The organism is Pseudomonas putida (assembly GCA_041071465.1).
Classification (GTDB): Bacteria; Pseudomonadota; Gammaproteobacteria; order Pseudomonadales; family Pseudomonadaceae; genus Aquipseudomonas; species Aquipseudomonas putida_P.
On sequence record CP163498.1, the window covers coordinates 1,236,360 to 1,256,111 of the forward strand.

Genomic DNA, 19,752 nt, shown 5'->3' on the forward strand with positions numbered 1-19,752 from the left:
CCAAGACAGAGCCACATGCACTTTGACCTGATCGACCTCAAGCTGTTCCAGCACACCCTGGAGTGCGGCAACATCACCGCCGGCGCCAGCCGCAGCCATCTTTCACTGGCAGCGGCCAGTGCGCGCATCCGCGCCATGGAAGCCTCGCTGGGTATTCCTTTGCTTGAGCGTAACCGTCGTGGCGTACAACCGACGCCGGCCGGCCAGGCGTTGTTGCAGCATGCGCGGCTGATAACCCAGCAAGTCGAGCGCTTGCAGTTCGACCTAAGCCAGTATGCGCAGGGGCAGCAAGGCCAGGTGCGCCTGCTGTGCAACACCGCTGCGCTTACCGAGTACCTGCCCGAACTGCTGGCCAGCTTCCTGGCGGAAAACCCCGGTGTCAGCGTGGACGTGCAAGAGCTGCCGAGCTTGCGCATCGTGCAGTCGATTACCCAGGGCATCGCCGACCTGGGCATCGTTTCCACCGCTGCCCCCAGCGAGCATCTGCAAACCCGGCCGTTTCGCGACGACCCGCTGGTGCTGGTGACACCGCTGGGCCACCCGCTGGCCCATGCAGCCGCGCCCAGCTTCATCGAAAGCCTGAGCCATGGCTATGTCGGCCTTGGGGCTGGCAGTGCGTTGGCGCTGTACCTGGAAGAGCAGGCGCTACGCGAGGGGCGGCGCATGCGGATTCGGGTGCGGGCAGAAGGGTTTGACGGGGTGATTCGCATGGTGGCGGGCGGTGCAGGTGTCGGGGTGGTGCCGCTGGCAGCGGTGCAGCGCTGGCAAGGGATGTTGCCGTTGCATTGGGTAGCGCTTGAGGAACCATGGGCCAACCGCAAGTTGCTGGTATGCGCGCGGGATTTTACTGCGCTACCGGGCTATGCCGCAGGGCTGGTCACCACACTCTGCGGCTGAGGCAAGCAACAAGTGCAGGTAGTGCCGGCCAGCATCACCGACCTGCATTTATGGCGCGTGGGCAAAGACCGGTACGCCTGCGTTCTCGGCTGGCCAGCCAAGTCGCTCTCAGCGCCAACAGCGTGCGCAAGGCTCTGGGCGGGCACGAAGAACTGGCGCACATCACCGTCGAGGTAAAACGCCTGGCATAGCGCGGGCAGGCAGCTGGACGTCGAGCCCAGGCAACTGCGGCTCGGCCGATGGGCCTATGGTGACCCGTCATTCAGCCAGTCACCAGGAGTTGTGCCATGTCCGATTTCATCACCGTCCTGCGCGAAACCTGCCCGACGCCGGTCGTGGACGCCACCAAGTGGAAGCGCATCGGCGGCGATCCGCACACCGTCAACCTCAATGCCTACCTGTCTGCCGACGGCAGCAAGATCATGGGCACCTGGATCTGCACCCCAGGCAAGTTCGAGGTCAACTACGAGAAGTGGGAGTTCTGCCACTTCCTCGCTTAGTGAAACCAAAAATATCCCAAAACCAACAAAAATACGTTATCGACTTGTTTTTCTTGATTTTTTTTTGGGAATAATTTTAGGATACCCCAGCATCCAGTTCCTAAATCGAAGCCACCGATAAGGCCCTTTGCTAACCTCCCCTCTCCAAGGTCAACACTTTCTCAATCGCATCTCTGAATCCCGGTTTTTGAATGATACGGCCCTTGGAGTCCGAGACCTCGCCACGAGGCCCGATTGTCTGTCCCATCTGACGCAGATTATCCTCATCGATTGCAAACCTCAGCGCCGATAATTCAACCTCCCTCAGCCGAAAGTATGTTTCAGGTGTTTTCCCTTCAACCGCACCTAAAAAAATGGGCGTCATGCCACTAGAAAGCTGTCGACGCATCTTTGATTTTAACGCCTTCAACTCCTTTACCAGCAAAGAAACATTTAACTTCAGCACCGGATCTTCGATACTCGAGACCCAAGATAATGCATCAGAGAATTGATGCGTTGGAGCTGGCATCGATGCTTGTTTCCAAGCATGGATTAGCAATCTGTAATGTTCCCCTGTAGGATTCACAATCGACTTTTCACTGGGTACTGCCAAGCCGCGAGCTTGTCCCATAGCCAGCAGAGCTCTGTATGAGAAGTCCTTTACCTCAAGGCTCGCAGCAATCTTACAAGCTTCGTTGATCGCCTCCAGACTTCGACGGCGTCGAGAGTCACTTGCTTCGGATGTCAACCTTTCAAATACCACTTCTGGAAGCTCACTCATCATTCTCGTCTCCATGCGCACCAGAGGTAAGCGATACGTAATTCGAAAAAATCGCCTTGATTTCGGATGTTATGGGAGTCAAACCGGCTTGATATTCATCAACATCCAATATCATTAACTTCCCTGAGATCAAATTATCGATTCTTTCCCAGGAATGCAGACGACTCATCAGCAACGAATTTAACTGATTGCATGCAGCAAGCTTTTGCGCATTTGTAAGCTTATACATTGCTGGCCGCAACCCGTTATTAGCTGCCATCCTGTCGATCATTTCTGAAATCAATGGCAAGGCACGAGATGGGTTCGCAGATCTGTAAATAGTTGCATTTTGACAGATTTCAGACAGCAGATGGTAGGTCGACTCTGAGGCCCTGAAGCTCATCTCCTTCAGGTCTTCCGAAACAACTAACTTAAGCTCTGCCTCACTATTTTCTGACTCAGTGTGATCGATTGCTTTTACGCAATCCATTACGTAGCGATTGACAGCCCCATAGTCACGTAACAACACTTCGAGTTTTGCTGCACTTTGTTGCTGTTGAGCGACTGAACGTTTACGGTCCAGCTCCCGATCAAATGGTAGATCTTTGATGCTCGCATCGTACCAGGCGCTTTCCAACTCATCCAGTTCAGCTGTATAAGCTTGATATCTACCGCTTTCATCATGAATTTCAAGAGCTATCTCATTCGCCAATGAAACCAATCCTCCTAAGAATGCTATCCCTGAAACAAAGAAACGACAACGAGGACAATTTTTCTGCCCTAGATACCCAGCTTCAACCGCGGCATATACATTCTCAATGAGATCACCACCTATATTGCAGGCGGCAGCCGACATCGGGCATATTCCCCAATCAAAAATTACGTTTGCAGATTTTGTCGATGACTTCTCGAAAAAAATCCTATTTCCGTCAGTTGCAATCAAATTCCTAGCTTGCGATTGCAAGCCATTGGCAAGCACGTCTCGCACCAAATTATCACAGGCGGTATATTCAGCACGCTTCTCGGCCTCTTGCATAGGCCTCCGCATTTGGTGTTCCTTAAGACTCACATAGTGAATGGTCATGACGAGCGCTGCATGCCCAACCAGCTTCGACACTATATGTATCGGCGCATCCCCGTCCGCTATATAGGCGGTGATGAGACTTACCCTCAAGCAGTGAGGAGTGTAGTCACTAAGATAACGAGGTCCGTACTGACTGTTTTTCCTGGCTAGATCTTCCCCACCCCGTTGAATGAGATAAAGTAGCTTAGGCAATGTGGTCTGGAAGGCCGTTGCCGTAGTAATAGGCTGACCCGTTTTATCTTGTCGAAAAAGAAAGCATTGGCTACCCCGAGATTTCAAAATCTCACTATTGATCTCTGCGTGTGTTTTTATCGAAGTCCATGGTGTGGGGTAATCAAGCGGTGAGTATTTTTCCTGCCAGTCCCTCAACACCAACAACCAATACGCCAAATCCTCTGGAATCCATTCGACTTCGTATCCTTGATCACGAGCACCAGTTTTATTAGTTGTGCAATAGAACTTTGGATATCCATTTTTCCCTTTTTGAACTGCCGCCTGAGGTGTACTGCTCCTGGTGCCACGCAAAGCAAGATGCCCAGTATTCTTCCTCCACTCAATTGTACCAGTTTCCATGTCAACAACTCCGACCTCTCGGTCAGCCTCTCCGCTATCCAGCCACAGAATCTGTTGCCCCCGTAATGGAAACCTTAGCAAGGTATAAAGCGCTACAAACCGAACCGGAGACCATACCTGATACACAACTACTCTGCGCCGTTTCCCAGCAACAACCCGCTCAATTCGCTCAAGCTTTCGCCATACCGTATGAGGATCATCGACATCAATTTTCGATAATGGGACATCAAGCCAGTCTCCGCGGCTATCGAAGAACTCTTGGAGATGCTCTAACTGGCTTAGGGACACGCGTCGTGATAGAGACATCTCATAATCAGGAACGAGGTAGTTTCTAGCTCTCAAAATATACTCGTAACCAAGCGAGGGTTTATTCGTCTGACCTAGTTTAGAATAGCCTAACCCTTTGGCGAATCCGGCGAGGATGCTAGAAAACGGATTTCTGAAGTCGTTTAGCACGACGCTCTCATCCCCATCGACATCTGTACATTCTTCGTCGAGAACCCACTGAAAAAATGTCGAAATTGACGTGTGTACCTGCTGCTTCAGGGACTCTGCCTGAGACTCAATCAATGATATATACAGCGCAGCATTAAACTTATTAGCCCTTAATAATAAAAATTTTGGATCATCAGGTAAATTTAATTCGTGAAAGTATCCGTTTATCAGCACCCTCAACGCCATGCGACGTATTGCATAATTTGTTTGAAACCTCAAATGTTTCTCATATACATCACACAAGCATGGGTAGCTATCTGAATAATCAGGAGCTATTTCCAGCGAAAGAAAGTCTTGTATACTGATCCAGCCTTTGTGCTTGAAGGCTCGATAGGGAGCACTCGGCAGCCTAGGATCCTGCTTATATCCGTCTCTATACTCGGCATATGACTTAAAACCAAATTTTTCGGCAGCTTTTTTTGCTTCTTCATATGTTTTGTAATTCCTGTCGCGCTCAACCCCAAGGAAATTTGGCCATCCTGACCATGGAAGAAAGTGACTCTTAGGGTCGCACGGCAGACGAGGATCCAGTTTATATTTAGCTCTATAGTCAGACGCACTTATAATCCCCAACCGCTGAGCAGCGGCGCTAGCCTCGGCCAAATCACTATAAAAAAGCGGTTTAAAGAAACGAAACAAAAACTTCCAACTGACCCAGCCTTTAGAAGCGTACTCCGACCAAGGCGCACAGGGTAATTTTTCGTCTTCCTTACGCCTAACCAAATACTCATCTTTACTCGTAATGCCCAATTTATGCACCGCCTGCTCCATCTCTGAATAGGTGGGATAAAATTTAGATTTCTGCCTATCAAAAAAATCATACCAATTAGTCCAGCCGCGGCCAGAATAAGCCTTTTCAGGGCTAGATGGGAGCCTGGGATCTTCGTAGTATCTTTTCCGATAATCCGGAACACTCACAATCCCCAGCTTTTTTGTCGCTTGCTTAGCCTCTTCATAGCTCGCGTATATAGCAACCAGCTCATCTGAAAGGAACGGCCCCCACCCTTTCCAACCTGTTTTCGCGTAGACTTCATTTGGATTACTCCTCAGTTTTTTATCGGCTAAGTAACGGTTTTTATATTCTTTCGCGGTGTGTACACCTAGCCTTCTCGCTGCGCTTTTTGCTTCTTCATAGGTTGGATAAGCTTTCTCATAATCCTCTTGGAAGAAATGCCTCCAAGATTTGCATTCATCGTAAAACCGTACGGGATCGGAAGGCAGACGTGAGTCTTCCTTATAACGAGCCACGTATTCTAGCTGAGTTGAAATACCTAGAAACCTTGCTGCAATCTGTGCTTGCGACAACGATTCGTATAAGTCTGGCTTTGCCTTGCTCAGAAACACATACCAACAATCCCATCCTTTTCCCGCAAAGAAAATTGGGGGATTTGATGGTAATCCCGCATGCTCTTTGTATCGACTCCTATATTGACCGGCAGTGCATATATTAAGCGCGGCAATTATCTGGCGAGCTTCATCATAGCTACAATAAGATTCTTCTGGCATTTTTATTCTCATGCAATTTAGTTTATTGCAGCGACGCATGTATAGCGTAGTTCAATACATCACCACCTTCCACCGCCACCCTCAGATCGTTTTTGAATGGCCGGATAGAAACATCGACCATTTGAGCTGATAATCAGATATAAAAAACACTAACGCTCACCTTCATATGGAGTTAGCCTAGACAGAAATTCGCAAACGGGCATATTAGTGTCGGGTACAGACATCTCTCTTCTGACATACTTTGTGATGCTACAAAACATCATCACCACACGAACACATTCTATGAAAGACCTAATCGTTGTACTGCGCGACACCTCCCCTTTACCAGTTCTTGACGCATGCACCTGGGAACGGCTGTCGGGCGAGCCTCACACTGTCAATCTGAACTCGTACACCTCGGAAGATGGCTCGAAGATTATGGGTACATGGATATGCACGCCCGGTAAATGGCGCGTGGCCTATACCAAATGGGAGTACTGCGACTTCCAAGAAGGTTATTGCGTGATTACCCCCGATGGTAAGCAGCCAATTCACCTCAAAGCAGGCGACAAATTTATTATAGAGCCTGGCTTTTCCGGAACTTGGGAAGTAGTAGAGACCGTACGCAAATATTTCGTATTCTCTTAAATGTCAAATGGCAGCGCCGCGCCATCGCGTCGGCGCATGACCATGATCGCGGATTTGAAGGAGGTACAGACATCACGCCTTCGAATTCTGCCAAGCGGGACATAGATGCGGAAGACTTTGTGCGGTGCAACCTCACGACTGGCTCAGTGTTGAGTGAAGATGGCCCGGGAGGAACTGGGCGATCTGCTGGAGCTGACTCAAGCCTGAGGAGGCCTGCTGTAAACCACTTTTTTCACTGTAAACCACAGTGGCTTACAGTGAAAAAAAGTGGTTTACAACGTAGCTACGACACGCGCTCTGGCGACTCCCCAGGCCAACGCGCTCGTCATTGATTCGTTCGGCCGGGTGTCGAACGCTTCCTCATAAAGCGCGGTTCCCGACGGCGCGTACACACCGATAAACAGCTGCGTTGCGGCTTTCCGCGAAAGCTTTACCTGCACGTCGAGATAAAATCCGTCATTCAGGATCTCTTCGTGGGTCCGGTGATGAAGCGTAGGATCTGCCCAGCTTCAATAAACATCTCCGCGCAAACGCATGCAGCCCCCTGCAATCGATGGATAGCGATGGATTCCAAGCTAGCCAAAGCGAGGCGGTAATCAAGCCGATCTAAGCTTTTTGTGAGTCGCGCCCGACAAGTGACCACCTTGTAGTGACTTAAAACAACCCCAACCGATCACGCAAAGCAGAAGACTCACGACTACAGTCAGGAAGGTTTGCACGCAGCCTAAACAAAAAAGCAGCTCCCGAGAGCTGCTTTTCTCTTACTCCCCCTTTTTGTGCTTGTGAGGTTTCAGGTCCGGATGGTCCTTCTGCTTCTCAGGGGTGACTCGCTGCCTTTTGTCCGGAGTGCCATCTTCATTGGTGCGCTTAGGGCCTGGCTTGATGCTCATGCAAAACTTCCTTTTCCGCTTGGGTTGTTGGATGCAGCTATGTAATTAGTCCAGCTTCTCTCAGCTGTCAAAGCAGGCTTGTGCAGAGCCGCCTGGCCGATGATCCGGGCCATATCGAACATTTAAAGGCCTGAATAAGAGCCTCCGGCCAAGGGCTTGCAAGGGGCTGTGAAATCCAGCGCTGAGCGATACGAGGACGTCTGGACGTTCATCATGCCGAGCACGGTGTGGAACAGGTTGTCGTGGCTCAGCGGTGACGTGGTTTGAGCTTTCAAACAACCCACGTTGACCTTTTCGCTCTTCGCGAGCGAGTCAGACATCCAAAGTACCAACGGCACCTTTGTTTGCTCGTCAGGAGCCATCGCGTAAGGCAGCCCGTGCAGATAGAGCCCACCCTCCCCCAGCGATTCGCCGTGGTCCGAAACGTACATTAGCGCAGTGTCGAACTTGGTGTTGGCCGCCAGGATATCGATGAGATTTGCAGTCACATAATCGGTGTAGAGGATTGAGTTGTCGTAGGCATTGACCACCTCCTCCTGCTTACATTTGTCGAGCTCGTTGGTCTCGCACACCGGTGCGAATTTCTTGAATTGCGAGGGGTAGCGCTTGTAGTAGGCCGGGCCGTGACTGCCTTTGTAGTGGAGCACCAGGACAGCATCGCCTTCCTGGCGCTTGATGAAGTCTTGCATCTCCGTGAGCAGCACCCCGTCCTTACACTCCTCGCTGGTGCACAGTTGGGAATCCGCGTGAGAGGCAGCCTTGTGGTTGGGAATCCTGTCGCAGACCCCTTTGCACCCCGAGTTGTTGTCAGTCCACATGACACTGATGCCAGCGCGTTGAAGCACGTCGAGCAGCCCTTCTCGGCTCTTGGCCAAGCCATCTTTGTACTGGGCCTTACCCACGTCCAGGAACATGCATGGCAGCGAGACCGCGGTGGCGGTACCGCAGGAGCTCACGTTCGTGAAGCTAATGACATTTCGCTTTTCTAGTTCCGGATTCGTTTCACGGGAGTAGCCGTTGAGGGAGAAGTTGGCGGAGCGAGCGGTCTCTCCTACTGCCAGTACCAGCAGCCTGGGTTTACGAGCCGCACCCTGTCGATTAACTACCGCATCAGTACCAATGGCCGTCAGCGTTTTAGGTGAGGCCAGCTGACGCTTCAGGTACCCATGGCCAGCCGCAAACAAGTTGGTAGGTACCAGAATCAGCCGGATCTCCCGATTGTTGCGCAGCAAGGAGGCATACGACTGGTACTGACTCAACGCGATGCCAGATAAGGTCAACAGAGCGAGCGACAGAGCAATGAACCTGCTGACCAAAGCTTTGGCCCAAGGCTTACGCCGGAGGGGAACCCGGGCAATCAGGTAGACGGGCAACACCCCAACCATTGCGACCCAAAGACCGAGCTTCCAATTCAGCAGCTCGGTTGCCTCAGCGACGTCGGTCTCCACAACGTTGGTGAACATTGTGTAATCGACCACGATGCCGTAGGCATTCATGAAGTAACTCGCGAAAGACGCGCTGATCAGTACCAGACACAGCAAGGGTTTGGCCAGCCGCCCCCATGACAGCAAGCTCAGAACGGTAAACACCCATGCGAATACTATGACTGGGAGGCTAGCAGCTAGCAGCCAGTTCACTTCATCGGTTTTGAATACCAGCGTCCAGAGCACGTTCCAGAGCTCAGCGTTCGCGAATAGCAGCAACCAAAAAGTCACCAGGCCGATTAGCAAATTAGTACTGATGCCTTTCTGCCGCGCATTGCGAATAGCAAAGATCCATTTGCTTAACAGGGTGTGAACAATGGATTTGGAAGGTGTCATTATCAAACTCTGGAAGCTGCTTATCCATGGCGGTAGCTATGGAGTTAGCGGGAGCTACAAGGCAAGCCGTCGACAGATGCTGAGCGATTGCGCAATGTGCGGAGCGCCAGAGGCCTTGGGCCCCTACGCGTTGGGGACGCTTAGTATGTGTGAGGCATAGGGATAAAAAGAGAAATGAATCTCGCTGAGCGCATTATTTCCGGGACCTGATAACGACACGATGACCTCGGGATTACAATGCTGACAGAAATCCAATAACTGCTGCTTTGATTGTCAATGATCACGCTATGATCAAAATTAGGGGAATACCACCCACCAAAAACAATGCGCCGCTCAGCTAGATAAATTTAATTTCACGAACAAAACGGTTTCGTTTTGTCGTAGGCTAATTTTGAACTTTCAATTCAACTTACAAGTCTTTCTCGCGAGCAGAACATTATTTTCAACTTTTGCTCGTTAATATGTCACCCATCAATGAGGGGCGAATACCATGAGCTTTTTCAAAAACATCCTGGGCGGGCACCATGGTCGTGAAAACCACGGTGGAGGCAAGCACCACAGCGGGGGACATGGGGCCGAGCAATATGATCGCCATGGCCGGCAGCAGGGCTGCGACGGCGGCAATCAGGTGTATGACGGCGGGCGCCCTGCCACTCCAGCCCCCATCAAAGATCTGCAGGGCTGCAGGCAGTGCCGGACGGCCAACGATCCGTCAGCACGCTTTTGTCTAAACTGCGGAACACCGCTATCGAGTGGTTGCACCGCCTGCGGCTCGCTGCTGAGTGCAGGAGCAAGATTTTGCAGTCAGTGTGGCCAAGCGACGCTCTAAGGCTAGCTAGACAGGAAGGCCAACGAGACCACAACCCTGCGCAAGGAGAAATACGTGGGTTCAAATCACGACCATGGCAGCGCTGCAGTACGCGAGGGGCATCAGAAGAAGCTAATCATGGCGCTCGCCTTGACTGGCAGCTTCATGATTGCAGAAGTGATCGGCGCGTGGATTACCGGCAGCCTGGCGCTGCTGTCGGACGCATCTCACATGTTCACAGATACTGCCGCCTTGGCGATCTCACTGATTGCACTTCAGATAGCCAAGCGGCCGGCAGATCAGAAAAGAACCTTCGGCTATGCGCGCCTGGAAATTCTGGCTTCGACGTTCAACGCCGTGCTGCTCTTCCTGGTGGCGATGTACATCTTGTATGAGGCCTACCAGCGCTTCTTCATGCCGGCGGAGATCGCTACCGGAGCGATGATGTGGATCGCAATCGCCGGCCTGATCATCAACCTAATTTCGATGCGCCTTCTGGCATCTGCGAGCAACGAGAGCCTCAACGTCAAAGGAGCCTACCTCGAAGTTTGGAGCGACATGCTCGGCTCGCTAGGCGTAATCATCGCGGCACTCATCATCCGCTTCACCGGCTGGACTTGGGTCGACACGATTGTCGCTGTGGCAATCGGCCTCTGGGTTCTGCCGCGGACGTGGCAGTTGCTTCGCGAAAGCCTGGGAATCCTCATGGAGGGTGTGCCGAGGGGGCTCGACGTGACGGCAATCGAGGCTACCATCCTCGGCGTAGATGGCGTTACGGACGTTCATGACTTGCACGTCTGGGCCGTCAGCAGTGGCAGCAACGTGATGACGTCGCACGTAGTGATACGGGATTCTGCAGATGGGGATGCTGTGCTGGCGGCCGTCGTGGATGCTGTCAGCGATGCATTCGAAATCCATCACTGCACCATCCAGATCGAGCGGGCAGCTTTCCACGAAAGCGTTCCGTCGCCCTCACACTGATCGATCGGTAAAAACCAAACAAACACATCACCCTCCTGGCTGAGGGTGATGTCGTAGAAGACATGCGGTGAAGGATGGCGTAAACGGCAGGAGCACTTCGAGAGGGGTTGGTGAATGGCTTCGCCTGCCCCGACCATAACCTCCAGAAGGTTCAGCGATGGCTTGGATCATCACGAAGTATCTACTCACTGCCGGATTAGTGATTCTCGTATCGGAGCTGGCAAAGCGCAGTGACAAGCTGGGCGGGCTGGTCGCCGCCCTGCTGCTGGTCACGGTCTTGACGCTGGTCTGGCTTTACCTGGAGAACCAGAGCATGGAGAAGATCTCCAATCATGCTTGGTACACCTTCTGGTACGTGCTGCCGACCCTGCCGATGTTCATCGCTTTTCCAGTGCTGCTGCCCAAACTGGGATTCTGGCCAACGCTTATCAGCAGTATCGTCATCACCATGGTGAGCTTTGGGGGCTTTGCCCTGCTGCTCCGTCGATTTGGCATTGAGCTGTTATAAGTCACGAGCCAGGACTGCAATTCAGGGGCCGTTCAACGACTATTGATGCACTCACCTTTGACCAGGTAGCGAACCATATGTAGTTCGCCCTTTGAGTCTTCGTAGGTCATCATGCTTCTCACGTTACCGCAGTACCGCACGCTGGGCGATACATACACCAACTTACTAACGTCAAGGTCCATGCCATAGGCGTAGTCTTCAAGCTGAGGCATGGGCTTTTTTACGCGCTGAGCATAATCCGCAGTAGCCTCTCTAGCAGATCGCTCAATGCGTTGATTGATCTCCATACCGCTTTGGGCATTGGCTGTTAGTGATGTAAAGAGCATAAACACGGCGATCGCTGATACAGTAGTGTTCATAAGAAGTCCCTTAATAAAAAAGCGCCCGTAGGGGGGCGCTAAAATTCACCTACCAAAGGAGCGTATGGTTTACAGGTGAATGCACTGGCGTGAACAACTGCCCGTCGCTCTTGCCAAGCTGCTTTGAAATGAGACAATTTCCAAAGCAGCAATGCCTCTTACGCTGCCGTTAAACTAGCAAAGGAGGCTAACACCAAGATGATCGCGCAATTACAATTTGGACATGTAATAGATTGTAAGATAATTATTCGAGAGAATACTGAGCCCTCGCGTGAACTAATTCACAGAAAGGCGCAGGGGTTTGGGGCCGTCCATGGGGACTGCCTGCATGGCACTCGATCCAAGGCCAGTACCAGTCCCGCCAGCTAGCGGCAGAAATGCTGCCTGTCCTGGCCGATTCCACCCGTCAGGCGAAGCTGTCGTACACCGTTGCAGGCCCCAGAATCCGCTAAGCTCAAGGGTGGAGCCTGCATGACTGTCAGAAATCTTGCGGCTACATTACAAATTTGTAGGATTTCGCCGCGACCAGCTTCTTCGCGTTAAGATTCAAGCGTCCTCAGGTGACCCGGCGTATGGACAGAGGTAGCGACTACCACATGCCATACCCCCAGCCAAACTTTCGAACAGCCTGCAACCATGGCGGATTAGGCCAACTCCTTCCTCACACCTTGAGATAAGTTATGCGCGTTCTAGTTGTGGAAGACGAAATTAAAACTGCCGAATATCTTCAGCAGGGCCTATCCGAAAGCGGGTATGTCGTAGATATCGTGCACAACGGTGTAGATGCCCTGCACTTGTTCAACACTAATGTCTATTCGTTGGTCCTGCTGGACGTGAACCTCCCAGGTATCGACGGCTGGGATCTGCTGGAAACCATCCGCAAGAGCAGCCGGGTCCGCATCATCATGCTGACCGCCCGCGGACGCATCAATGACAAGCTCAAGGGCTTGGACGGCGGCGCGGATGACTACCTTGTTAAGCCATTCGAATTCCCTGAGCTGCTTGCACGCATCCGTTCGCTGCAACGCCGTGGTGATGAGTTAGTAGAGAAGAGCTCGCTGAAAATTGCCGACCTAGAACTCGACTCCGTCCGCCATCGCGTTTTCCGCGGTGGCACACGAATCGATCTCACCACCAAGGAATTTGCGCTTTTGCACCTGCTCATGAGCCGAACGGGCGAAGCGCTGACTCGCTCTCAGATCATCTCGTTGGTCTGGGATATGAATTTCGACTGCGACACCAATGTCATCGATGTAGCCATCCGGCGCTTGCGCTCGAAGATCGATGACCCGTTTGAAACCAAGCTCATTCACACGCTTCGTGGCGTTGGGTACGTTTTTGAGGAACGCGCATGAGGCCATTCAGCCTGGCTGCAAAGCTGGGACTAAAAGTTGGATTGATGAGCGCAGCGCTGCTGCTGATGTTCGCTACCTTCGGTTACATGATGGTTGGGCAAGCACTGGATAGAAATGCTCGCATCGATCTCGGCGTCAAAATGGAGGCAATGGCGCACAGCCTTTCCGAAATCACTGATATTGCCGATGTCAGTTCAGATTCGCACAAGCTGGTGGATTTGGTCACAGGCCAGAACAACCTCTACGTAAGCATCTACAGGTCCGCAGAGAGTGAAGATCCTTTACTCACCATCGGTTCCAAACAGATCAATCGAGAGGTTCATAGGTTCCAGGCTGCGGCGCAGACCACGGAATATGAGTGGAGCGACTATAACGGACGCCCCCTGCTCAGTGCTTCTCAGGCCATGACTCTGGGCGATGGTACGGAGGTCGGCGTCTACATGACTGCTGATCAGTCATCCAATGAAGCCCTACTCGATGCGTTGTTAACCTGGGGCCTAATGATGTCCCCTGTCATCCTCGCGTTGATCCTGGCCATTGGTTGGTGGACCGTGCGCAGAGGCCTGCTGCCACTGACCAAGTTCCTCAAGATCGCGTCGAAGATCTCAACCGAGAGCCTCGACCATCGCCTTCCAACTGATGGGATGCCTGCAGAACTCAAGAAGCTCGCCGACGGTATCAACATCATGCTGGCTCGCCTGGATGATGGGGTTCAGCAGCTCTCGCAGTTTTCTGACGACCTTGCTCACGAACTTCGGGCACCGCTCTCCAACCTAATGGGCAAGGCCCAGGTTGCCTTGACCAGAGAACGATCGCTTTCCGAGTACCGGGAGGTTCTAGAGTCGTGCACAGAAGAGCTGGACCGCATGAGCCGCATGGTTTCCGACATGCTGTTCTTGGCCCAGGTCAGTCATCCAGCATCCATGGTGGAGTTCGAACCCGTTTCCTTGGTGGACGAGGTTCAGCGAGTGTGCGATCTCTTCAGCATTTCGGCAGAAGAAGGCGAGATCCAGCTGCAGATCTCTGGCAGTGATGACGTGGTGCGCGGGAACCGCCTGATGGTTCAACGTGCCGTCTCGAATCTGGTCTCGAACGCGATCCGTTACTGCCCTCGCGGCCGCACGGTCTACGTGAAGGTGCAGCATAGTGCGAGCGGTACGACGTTGAGTGTCGGCAACCCCGGCCGCGGTATTGCCAAGGAACACCATGCGCACTTGTTTGAGCGGTTCTACCGTGTGGACAAGAGCCGAGCACGGAGCGAAGGCGGTACCGGTCTTGGCTTGGCCATTGTGCAGTCGATCATGAGCCTGCACCAAGGGTCGGCGAGCGTGGAGGTGACCGAAGAAAACTTCACGTGGTTCCACCTTCACTTTCCCGCAGCCCAGCAAATGCAGCCGGCAATGACCGCCGCTTAAATTGCGCAGACACGATTAGGCCCGTCAATCGACGGGCCTTTTTGTTTGCCTCAATGCATCAGTGCCGGAGGACCACAGGGTCCATGGGCGACCGCAGAATCACCGACTTGATGATCTTCTGCTCGTCAGGATTGGCATTCTTCCACAGGTGGGAGAAGTACTGAGCATTCACTTTCTCTTGAGCACTTACGCTGCCGGCGGCATCGATCAGGCGCATTGTCGAGTAGACACAGATCAGCGCCAGAATGAAGAACGCCGTGGCAACCACCATCACATAACGCTTGGCCAGCACCGGTGCACGCTTGAGCTCCTGGATAGAGGCGTCCGCGGCCTTTGTCGCTGCTGTAAGCTCCGAAATCAGTGGCTGGATGGCGGTTTCGACTCCGCGGCATGCAGCTGAATATGCTGATGCAGCGGCGCGCAAGGCAACTTCTTCCGCATTCGACCAAGCCTTCTCCGCCTTTCGCACCTCCTCCTGAATCTGCCGGCCGACAGCGTCCACCTGTTCCACCAGTTCGTTCGACCTCTCCAGAACAGCGCTGGAGGTGCGCGTCTGCGAGGTCAGCTCGTCGAGTTGGACAGTGAGTTTTTCAGTGCAGCGGCGAAAGTCACCGATAGCAACTGCCCAGGGCTCTATGTCATTCATGGCTATCTCCTAGGGCGGCCAACAACGCCGCGCTGAATTAACGCGCTAGATATCAAAATTGTAATTTAAGACAAAATTCGAAGTCGCCCTCGACAGTGCCGAGATAGACATGATCCTTCCAGATTTGACGATTTAACGCATCCTATCTGCAGCCAAAATTACGGAATTGTAATTATTGACTCACCTTGTCGTTAGCTTCGCGTTCCTAAACTACAAACCAACAAAGGCCGCTAATCAGGTAGGCCTAGTATGAACCGAGGTTCACAATGAAATTTGTCAAGTCTATCGCTATTGGCAGCCTGCTGCTGGGTCTCATGGGTACCGCTTACGCTGAAGGCGGCTTCGAGCGAGCGAAACAGTTCAACGAGAACTTCCGAACCGAACAGGCTCGCCTATGGAGCGATGACTCTTCGGACCAGAACAAACAACAAGTCGCTCAAGAGCAAAAGAAAGAAAAAAGCAAGGATGGTAAGGAACAAGCCGACAATTAATCGGCGGTTAAATAGGACTTCAAATGACGAAAGTAATCGACAAAAAAGCCAGGGTAAAACCTGGCTTTTTTGTGCTTGGAATTTAGCCTTCGTTCTTGCGAGGCGTTTCCGCATTGCTTTCTCCGGCCAGACCCTCGGCACCTTGTGCGGTACGCTTCCAATGGCACAGCAGGAGCTGGCTGGCGTTCGCTTCGGTAATCGATGTGCAAGCTAGATCAGCGGGCAGACCATCCTTGCTGTCTCGCAAGCGCCTGGACAGATAGAACGAGCCATCCTGCGGCCACTTGGCAGGATCCTTGATGTTCTCGGACTTCCCGCTGCTGTAAAACTCCGACGAGTATGAGCGGCGGCCAGGATAGATCAGGGGAGCGGAATGAGCAGACTGCACATTGAGCCAGGCTTGAACCACATCTCGCTGATTCTGAGGTCGCTCCTCAGTACCCCGGCGTAGATGATGCCCGCACCGATGATTGGCAACACCAATGCGCTCGCAGCGGCAGCCCAGGTGGTCTTCGGGCCAACTTCGCTGACCCGTGCAGACAGCAGCAAGGCCCACGCTGGCAGCGCGGGTAGCAGGTAGGTCCACAGAATGTTGCCTGCAAATGTGAAGAAGACCGGTGTCGCCAAGGCCCACAGCCAGAGGTAGGCTTCGAAGCGCTGCATCGATCCACGCTTGCGGATCAACAGTGGTAGGAACAAGGCCCATGGCAGTAGCGACAATCCGAGCTGGATCCAGATGCTGCCGTACGGCTTGGCATGAGCACTACCATAGAGGTCCCCTGCCCAGTTACTGACGACGTAGCGGCTCCAGTGCTCACCAACGAAGAAGTACTCCATGAAGCCGGGCGTTTTCATTTCGGCCGCGACATACCACGGCACGGATATACCGAACATGAGCACAAGGCCGCTAATCCAGGGAAGCCTCAGTACCCGTCCCCATTCCTTGTAGATAACGAACCAGGCGAATGCCGGCGCCCCCATAAGCACAAGGGTCAGCGGCCCTTTGGCAAGCAAGCCCAGCCCGAGACCTGCGAACATCAGGTAGGCATCCGCCTTGCTGGCGCACTTCATCCAACGCCAGAAACCGTAGCTGGCCAGCAGAATCGAGAACGACAAAACAGGGTCAGTCAGCACAACACCGCTGGAGACCAGGCCAAGTGTGGTGCTGGAAAAAATAATGGCAGCCCAGATGCCGGCGTTACGAGAAATCTGCTGCGTACCGAGTTTGATGATGATGAAACAGCTTGCCAGGTGTAGTAGCCACGCTGGGAAACGCGCAGCGAACTCGTTAACGCCGAAGACCGTCATGCTCGCGGCCTGAGTCCAGAAGGACAACGGAGGCTTGCCCAGAATGGTACCCGTAGTCGAACATGGGCGTGATCCAGTCATTCAACTCGACCATCTTGCGAGCCATTTCAGCGTAGCGGGCCTCAGATGTGTCCATCAGCGGGTAGATGCCCAGCCCCACCAAGCGCAATAGCAAAATCGAACCCAGGATCAACCACAGCGTCCTCTCGTTCTTCAGATTCAGCATTTCTTACCCTCGATCGAAGCCATCGAAGGGTGGAGTGACACGGGATCTACCTTGTTGCTGTGCTTCAGGAAATAGAGAGGCCGGCGCTTCACTTCCGCGAGTGTCACGCCCAGGTACTCTCCCACCATGGCGACACCGACGCACATGAATGAAGCCATTCCGACGATCAGGTGATGGATGTCGAAACTGCCTGCCACAAGCGACGCGAGCATGTAGCAGATGCTGGAGACGAATAGTCCGAAACTGATGAGGCTGAAAATGCGCAGCGGTTTGCGAGAGAAGCTGACGATGCTCTCGATGGCCAGATTGAACAGGCCAGATGCATTCCACTTGGTGCTCCCGGCATGGCGAACAGTGCGATTGTAGGGCAGTTCGATAGTACGAAAGCCTACCCAGCCGATCATGCCTTTGAGAATCCTGGAGCGTTCGTCCAGCGCCCGCAGTGCTGCCAGCGGCGCAGGCCCAATCAATCGGAAATCGCTGACATCGGCCGGCATGTCCACCTTCTCCACCAGGCGCTGCATGACCCAGTAGTAAGCCCGGGCACTCATGCGCTTGAACCACGAATCACCGATTCTCAAGTTGCGCTGCATGTTCACTACGTCGTAGCCGCGTTGCCAGTAGTCCACCATGGCCGCGATGAGCTCTGGTGGATCCTGCAGGTCGACATCAATGAAAATCAGCGCACTGCCACGGGCATGATCTATCCCGGCACTCAGTGCAGCCTCTTTACCGAAGTTGCGACTCAGGGACAGGCAACGTACAGATGACCCATCCTGATAGTGGCGAAGAATGTCGGCTGTCCGGTCACTACTGCCGTCGTCGACATAGAGGATTTCGCAGGAGACGGGTAAGCGCTTAACCACGCGGGTGATTCGCTGGTGGAACTCGGGGATGGTTTCCTCTTCCTGGAAGCAAGGGACCACGATGGTTAACAAGGGATCAGGGCGCTCGGGAAAGCGATGTAATGTCTGCATGATTGAATGTCCAAAAACGATGTGCAATGAATCCAAGTGCAGTGAGGCTTAAGGTCACTAGGACTTGGGAGATAAGCGGTGACAGATTCGACTTGATGAGGAACCACATACCCACGCCATTGCCGAAGTTTGTGGCTAACGCGACCAGTGCAAACCTGACAGGCTGAAACTTACGAGAGCCATCTGCCACAAAACAGAGCGCCCTATTTCCAATAAAGCTTGCGATTGCGCCAACCATGCCGCCACAGATACTGGCCAGCAACGGAGTAGCAAATTCTGTCGTAACCAGCACTAGGAACACCACGTAATGGATTCCCGTTGCTATGAAGCCGATCCCCAGATAACGAATTAGTAAGGTAATAAGAGGTGGGTTTTGATTTTCCATGGCCAAAGCCTATGGAGGCAAAGGTGAAAAAACAGTGAACTAAATGTAAATGCTTAATTAGCTGAATCTATATATGATAAGTAATGAGTTGGCGCACTAGACTAGCACGCTACAATATCAGAGGGATTGCCTGAGGATTACGCTTTTGAAATAAAGGCCTGCCAATAACGCACGCATGACCTGTGCATTACAATGTTGTCAAGATAAGGAAATGTCAGACGACATTGAGCTAGATTCCCCGAATGAAGGGGGATCGAATGGTTACACAAAATGAAACATATACAAGCAGCGTTGTTTCTTACAGTCCTGACATATTGGATGATCTGCCAATTGATGATCAGCTGGCCGTAGAGTTTTTCGCAACAGCACGTTGTGCCAGTTTCAAACAGGCTGCCCGAGGGCTCAATGTGCCAGTGGTAGGCCTTCGCAAACGCTTGGAGAAACTGGAAGAGCACATTGGTGCTCCCGTGTTTGTCTACAAGCACAACAAGCTTGCTCTGACCCGGACAGGCGAGAGGGTCAGCCAGTACCTGTGCCAACTCTTCGGCCCTGAAGGCCTGGGCAAGTCTGGTGAAAAGGAGGACTCCAGGCTTACCATCGCGATCACAGAGCCAGTGCTGAGCGACATCGTGAACCGCGATCTAGTCGCCTACGTACGCGATCATGCCGAAATGCGGCTGGAAATCCATTCAGAGTGCACAACGCAGATGCTTTCTGAGTGTGAAGTCGATGTGGGTATCGCTTTCGTGAGCCCAGATGATGAGGGCGCTTTTGATCGCCATCCTACGTATAGGTTTGAACGGCTCGGCCGGATTGGGCACGCGCTGTTCATTTCCAGCCGCTACTCAAGGAGCGTCACCCTTCCTGTGGAGAGCTTGGATTTGCACAACTTCATGCTCGTTGTCCCTTGGGATGAAGAGATCTTGGCGGGCTCACGAAAGTGGGCATCGATAATGTCTGAGCATCAGGGCGGTACCACTCGGGTCAAGAGCTACAACCTATCACGAGGCCTTGTCGTTGGTGGTGCGTGTATTGGAGTGCTGCCCGACTACAGCCGAAAACTGGAGAGAAAAATATCCTACCCGTGCCGGGTTTCCTGGACGACCTGGAGGAGAAAGATGTCTATCTTGTTATCAAATCGAAATTGATACGTAATCCCCAG

16 protein-coding genes and 4 pseudogenes are annotated in these 19,752 nt (G+C 52.8%); 11 read left to right on the plus strand and 9 right to left on the minus strand.

The window, feature by feature from the left end; genetic code table 11:
- Positions 1–15 precede the first annotated feature (15 nt).
- The 3 genes and pseudogenes from AB5975_05755 (at position 16) to AB5975_05765 (ending at position 1,391) form a co-directional block, all read left to right on the plus strand.
- Positions 16–897 (plus strand): LysR substrate-binding domain-containing protein, encoded by an 882-nt coding sequence (locus tag AB5975_05755; protein ID XDR21390.1) that lies wholly within the window; start codon positions 16–18, stop codon positions 895–897.
- Between the two features lie 24 nt (positions 898–921).
- Positions 922–1,088 (plus strand): annotated as a pseudogene (locus AB5975_05760) (cation transporter).
- 96 nt (positions 1,089–1,184) lie between these two features.
- A pseudogene (locus AB5975_05765) lies at positions 1,185–1,391 on the plus strand (cupin domain-containing protein).
- Between the two features lie 136 nt (positions 1,392–1,527).
- Here AB5975_05765 and gmtX read toward each other — a convergent pair.
- Both gmtX and AB5975_05775 read right to left on the minus strand, forming a co-directional pair.
- Positions 1,528–2,160 (minus strand): gamma-mobile-trio protein GmtX, encoded by a 633-nt coding sequence (gene gmtX, locus AB5975_05770; GenBank protein XDR21391.1) that lies wholly within the window; start codon positions 2,158–2,160, stop codon positions 1,528–1,530.
- Positions 2,150–5,794, minus strand: a complete 3,645-nt coding sequence (locus tag AB5975_05775) for a VPA1269 family protein (protein ID XDR21392.1) — start codon at positions 5,792–5,794, stop codon at positions 2,150–2,152. The genes gmtX and AB5975_05775 overlap by 11 nt, the downstream gene beginning before the upstream one ends.
- Positions 5,795–6,076: 282 nt before the next feature.
- On the opposite strand from AB5975_05775, the gene AB5975_05780 reads away from it, so the two are divergent.
- Positions 6,077–6,421: a cupin domain-containing protein gene (locus tag AB5975_05780; protein ID XDR21393.1), complete on the plus strand. Its 345-nt coding sequence runs from the start codon at positions 6,077–6,079 to the stop codon at positions 6,419–6,421.
- A gap of 272 nt (positions 6,422–6,693) precedes the next feature.
- Here the strand turns inward: AB5975_05780 and AB5975_05785 are convergent.
- Positions 6,694–6,957: pseudogene (locus tag AB5975_05785) on the minus strand (hypothetical protein).
- A 476-nt stretch (positions 6,958–7,433) separates the two neighbouring features.
- The gene (locus AB5975_05790) at positions 7,434–9,131 is read right to left on the minus strand and encodes a phosphoethanolamine transferase (protein XDR21394.1); all 1,698 of its coding nucleotides are present in this window, start codon (positions 9,129–9,131) and stop codon (positions 7,434–7,436) included.
- Between the two features lie 490 nt (positions 9,132–9,621).
- Here AB5975_05790 and AB5975_05795 point away from each other — a divergent pair, with 490 nt between their 5' ends.
- The 3 genes from AB5975_05795 (at position 9,622) to AB5975_05805 (ending at position 11,428) form a co-directional block, all read left to right on the plus strand.
- Positions 9,622–9,960 carry a zinc ribbon domain-containing protein gene (locus AB5975_05795; protein XDR21395.1) on the plus strand — a complete coding sequence of 113 codons (339 nt, stop codon included), beginning with the start codon at positions 9,622–9,624 and terminating at the stop codon, positions 9,958–9,960.
- Positions 9,961–10,014: 54 nt separating this feature from the next.
- Positions 10,015–10,920 (plus strand): cation diffusion facilitator family transporter, encoded by a 906-nt coding sequence (locus AB5975_05800; GenBank protein XDR21396.1) that lies wholly within the window; start codon positions 10,015–10,017, stop codon positions 10,918–10,920.
- A 157-nt stretch (positions 10,921–11,077) separates the two neighbouring features.
- Entirely contained in the window at positions 11,078–11,428 is a 351-nt protein-coding gene (locus tag AB5975_05805) for a DUF3147 family protein (GenBank protein ID XDR21397.1), read from the plus strand.
- A 32-nt stretch (positions 11,429–11,460) separates the two neighbouring features.
- Here the strand turns inward: AB5975_05805 and AB5975_05810 are convergent, their stop codons facing one another.
- Complete coding sequence (locus AB5975_05810; protein ID XDR21398.1) at positions 11,461–11,787, minus strand: DUF2790 domain-containing protein; 327 nt, start codon at positions 11,785–11,787, stop codon at positions 11,461–11,463.
- A gap of 680 nt (positions 11,788–12,467) precedes the next feature.
- Between AB5975_05810 and AB5975_05815 the strand changes: the two genes are divergently transcribed.
- Both AB5975_05815 and AB5975_05820 read left to right on the plus strand, forming a co-directional pair.
- Positions 12,468–13,142, plus strand: a complete 675-nt coding sequence (locus AB5975_05815) for a heavy metal response regulator transcription factor (protein ID XDR21399.1) — start codon at positions 12,468–12,470, stop codon at positions 13,140–13,142.
- Positions 13,139–14,557, plus strand: coding sequence for a heavy metal sensor histidine kinase (locus tag AB5975_05820; GenBank protein ID XDR21400.1), 1,419 nt, complete (start codon positions 13,139–13,141; stop codon positions 14,555–14,557). The genes AB5975_05815 and AB5975_05820 overlap by 4 nt, the downstream gene beginning before the upstream one ends.
- A gap of 58 nt (positions 14,558–14,615) precedes the next feature.
- Here AB5975_05820 and AB5975_05825 read toward each other — a convergent pair whose 3' ends face one another.
- Positions 14,616–15,203 carry a hypothetical protein gene (locus AB5975_05825; GenBank protein XDR21401.1) on the minus strand — a complete coding sequence of 196 codons (588 nt, stop codon included), beginning with the start codon at positions 15,201–15,203 and terminating at the stop codon, positions 14,616–14,618.
- Positions 15,204–15,469: 266 nt separating this feature from the next.
- Between AB5975_05825 and AB5975_05830 the strand changes: the two genes are divergently transcribed.
- Entirely contained in the window at positions 15,470–15,694 is a 225-nt protein-coding gene (locus AB5975_05830; protein ID XDR21402.1) for a hypothetical protein, read from the plus strand.
- A gap of 82 nt (positions 15,695–15,776) precedes the next feature.
- On the opposite strand, the pseudogene AB5975_05835 reads toward AB5975_05830, so the two are convergent.
- The 3 genes and pseudogenes from AB5975_05835 to AB5975_05845 all read right to left on the minus strand — a co-directional run bounded on the left by AB5975_05835 (position 15,777) and on the right by AB5975_05845 (position 18,590).
- Positions 15,777–17,228, minus strand: a pseudogene (locus tag AB5975_05835) (ArnT family glycosyltransferase).
- Positions 17,222–18,205, minus strand: coding sequence for a glycosyltransferase family 2 protein (locus tag AB5975_05840; GenBank protein ID XDR21403.1), 984 nt, complete (start codon positions 18,203–18,205; stop codon positions 17,222–17,224). The pseudogene AB5975_05835 and the gene AB5975_05840 overlap by 7 nt, the downstream one beginning before the upstream one ends.
- Positions 18,171–18,590, minus strand: a complete 420-nt coding sequence (locus AB5975_05845; GenBank protein XDR21404.1) for a GtrA family protein — start codon at positions 18,588–18,590, stop codon at positions 18,171–18,173. The genes AB5975_05840 and AB5975_05845 overlap by 35 nt, the downstream gene beginning before the upstream one ends.
- A gap of 257 nt (positions 18,591–18,847) precedes the next feature.
- Between AB5975_05845 and AB5975_05850 the strand changes: the two genes are divergently transcribed.
- Complete coding sequence (locus AB5975_05850; protein ID XDR21405.1) at positions 18,848–19,738, plus strand: LysR family transcriptional regulator; 891 nt, start codon at positions 18,848–18,850, stop codon at positions 19,736–19,738.
- Positions 19,739–19,752 lie beyond the last annotated feature (14 nt).

Coding starts and splice junctions, on each gene's coding strand:
- AB5975_05755 (XDR21390.1), top strand. CDS start 16: ATGCACTTTGACCTGATCGACCTCAAGCTGTTCCAGCACACCCTGGAG.
- AB5975_05850 (XDR21405.1), top strand. CDS start 18,848: ATGGTTACACAAAATGAAACATATACAAGCAGCGTTGTTTCTTACAGT.
- AB5975_05815 (XDR21399.1), top strand. CDS start 12,468: ATGCGCGTTCTAGTTGTGGAAGACGAAATTAAAACTGCCGAATATCTT.
- AB5975_05810 (XDR21398.1), bottom strand. CDS start 11,787: ATGAACACTACTGTATCAGCGATCGCCGTGTTTATGCTCTTTACATCA.
- AB5975_05795 (XDR21395.1), top strand. CDS start 9,622: ATGAGCTTTTTCAAAAACATCCTGGGCGGGCACCATGGTCGTGAAAAC.
- gmtX (XDR21391.1), bottom strand. CDS start 2,160: ATGATGAGTGAGCTTCCAGAAGTGGTATTTGAAAGGTTGACATCCGAA.
- AB5975_05780 (XDR21393.1), top strand. CDS start 6,077: ATGAAAGACCTAATCGTTGTACTGCGCGACACCTCCCCTTTACCAGTT.
- AB5975_05840 (XDR21403.1), bottom strand. CDS start 18,205: ATGCAGACATTACATCGCTTTCCCGAGCGCCCTGATCCCTTGTTAACC.
- AB5975_05845 (XDR21404.1), bottom strand. CDS start 18,590: ATGGAAAATCAAAACCCACCTCTTATTACCTTACTAATTCGTTATCTG.
- AB5975_05825 (XDR21401.1), bottom strand. CDS start 15,203: ATGAATGACATAGAGCCCTGGGCAGTTGCTATCGGTGACTTTCGCCGC.
- AB5975_05790 (XDR21394.1), bottom strand. CDS start 9,131: ATGACACCTTCCAAATCCATTGTTCACACCCTGTTAAGCAAATGGATC.
- AB5975_05775 (XDR21392.1), bottom strand. CDS start 5,794: ATGCCAGAAGAATCTTATTGTAGCTATGATGAAGCTCGCCAGATAATT.
- AB5975_05805 (XDR21397.1), top strand. CDS start 11,078: ATGGCTTGGATCATCACGAAGTATCTACTCACTGCCGGATTAGTGATT.
- AB5975_05820 (XDR21400.1), top strand. CDS start 13,139: ATGAGGCCATTCAGCCTGGCTGCAAAGCTGGGACTAAAAGTTGGATTG.
- AB5975_05830 (XDR21402.1), top strand. CDS start 15,470: ATGAAATTTGTCAAGTCTATCGCTATTGGCAGCCTGCTGCTGGGTCTC.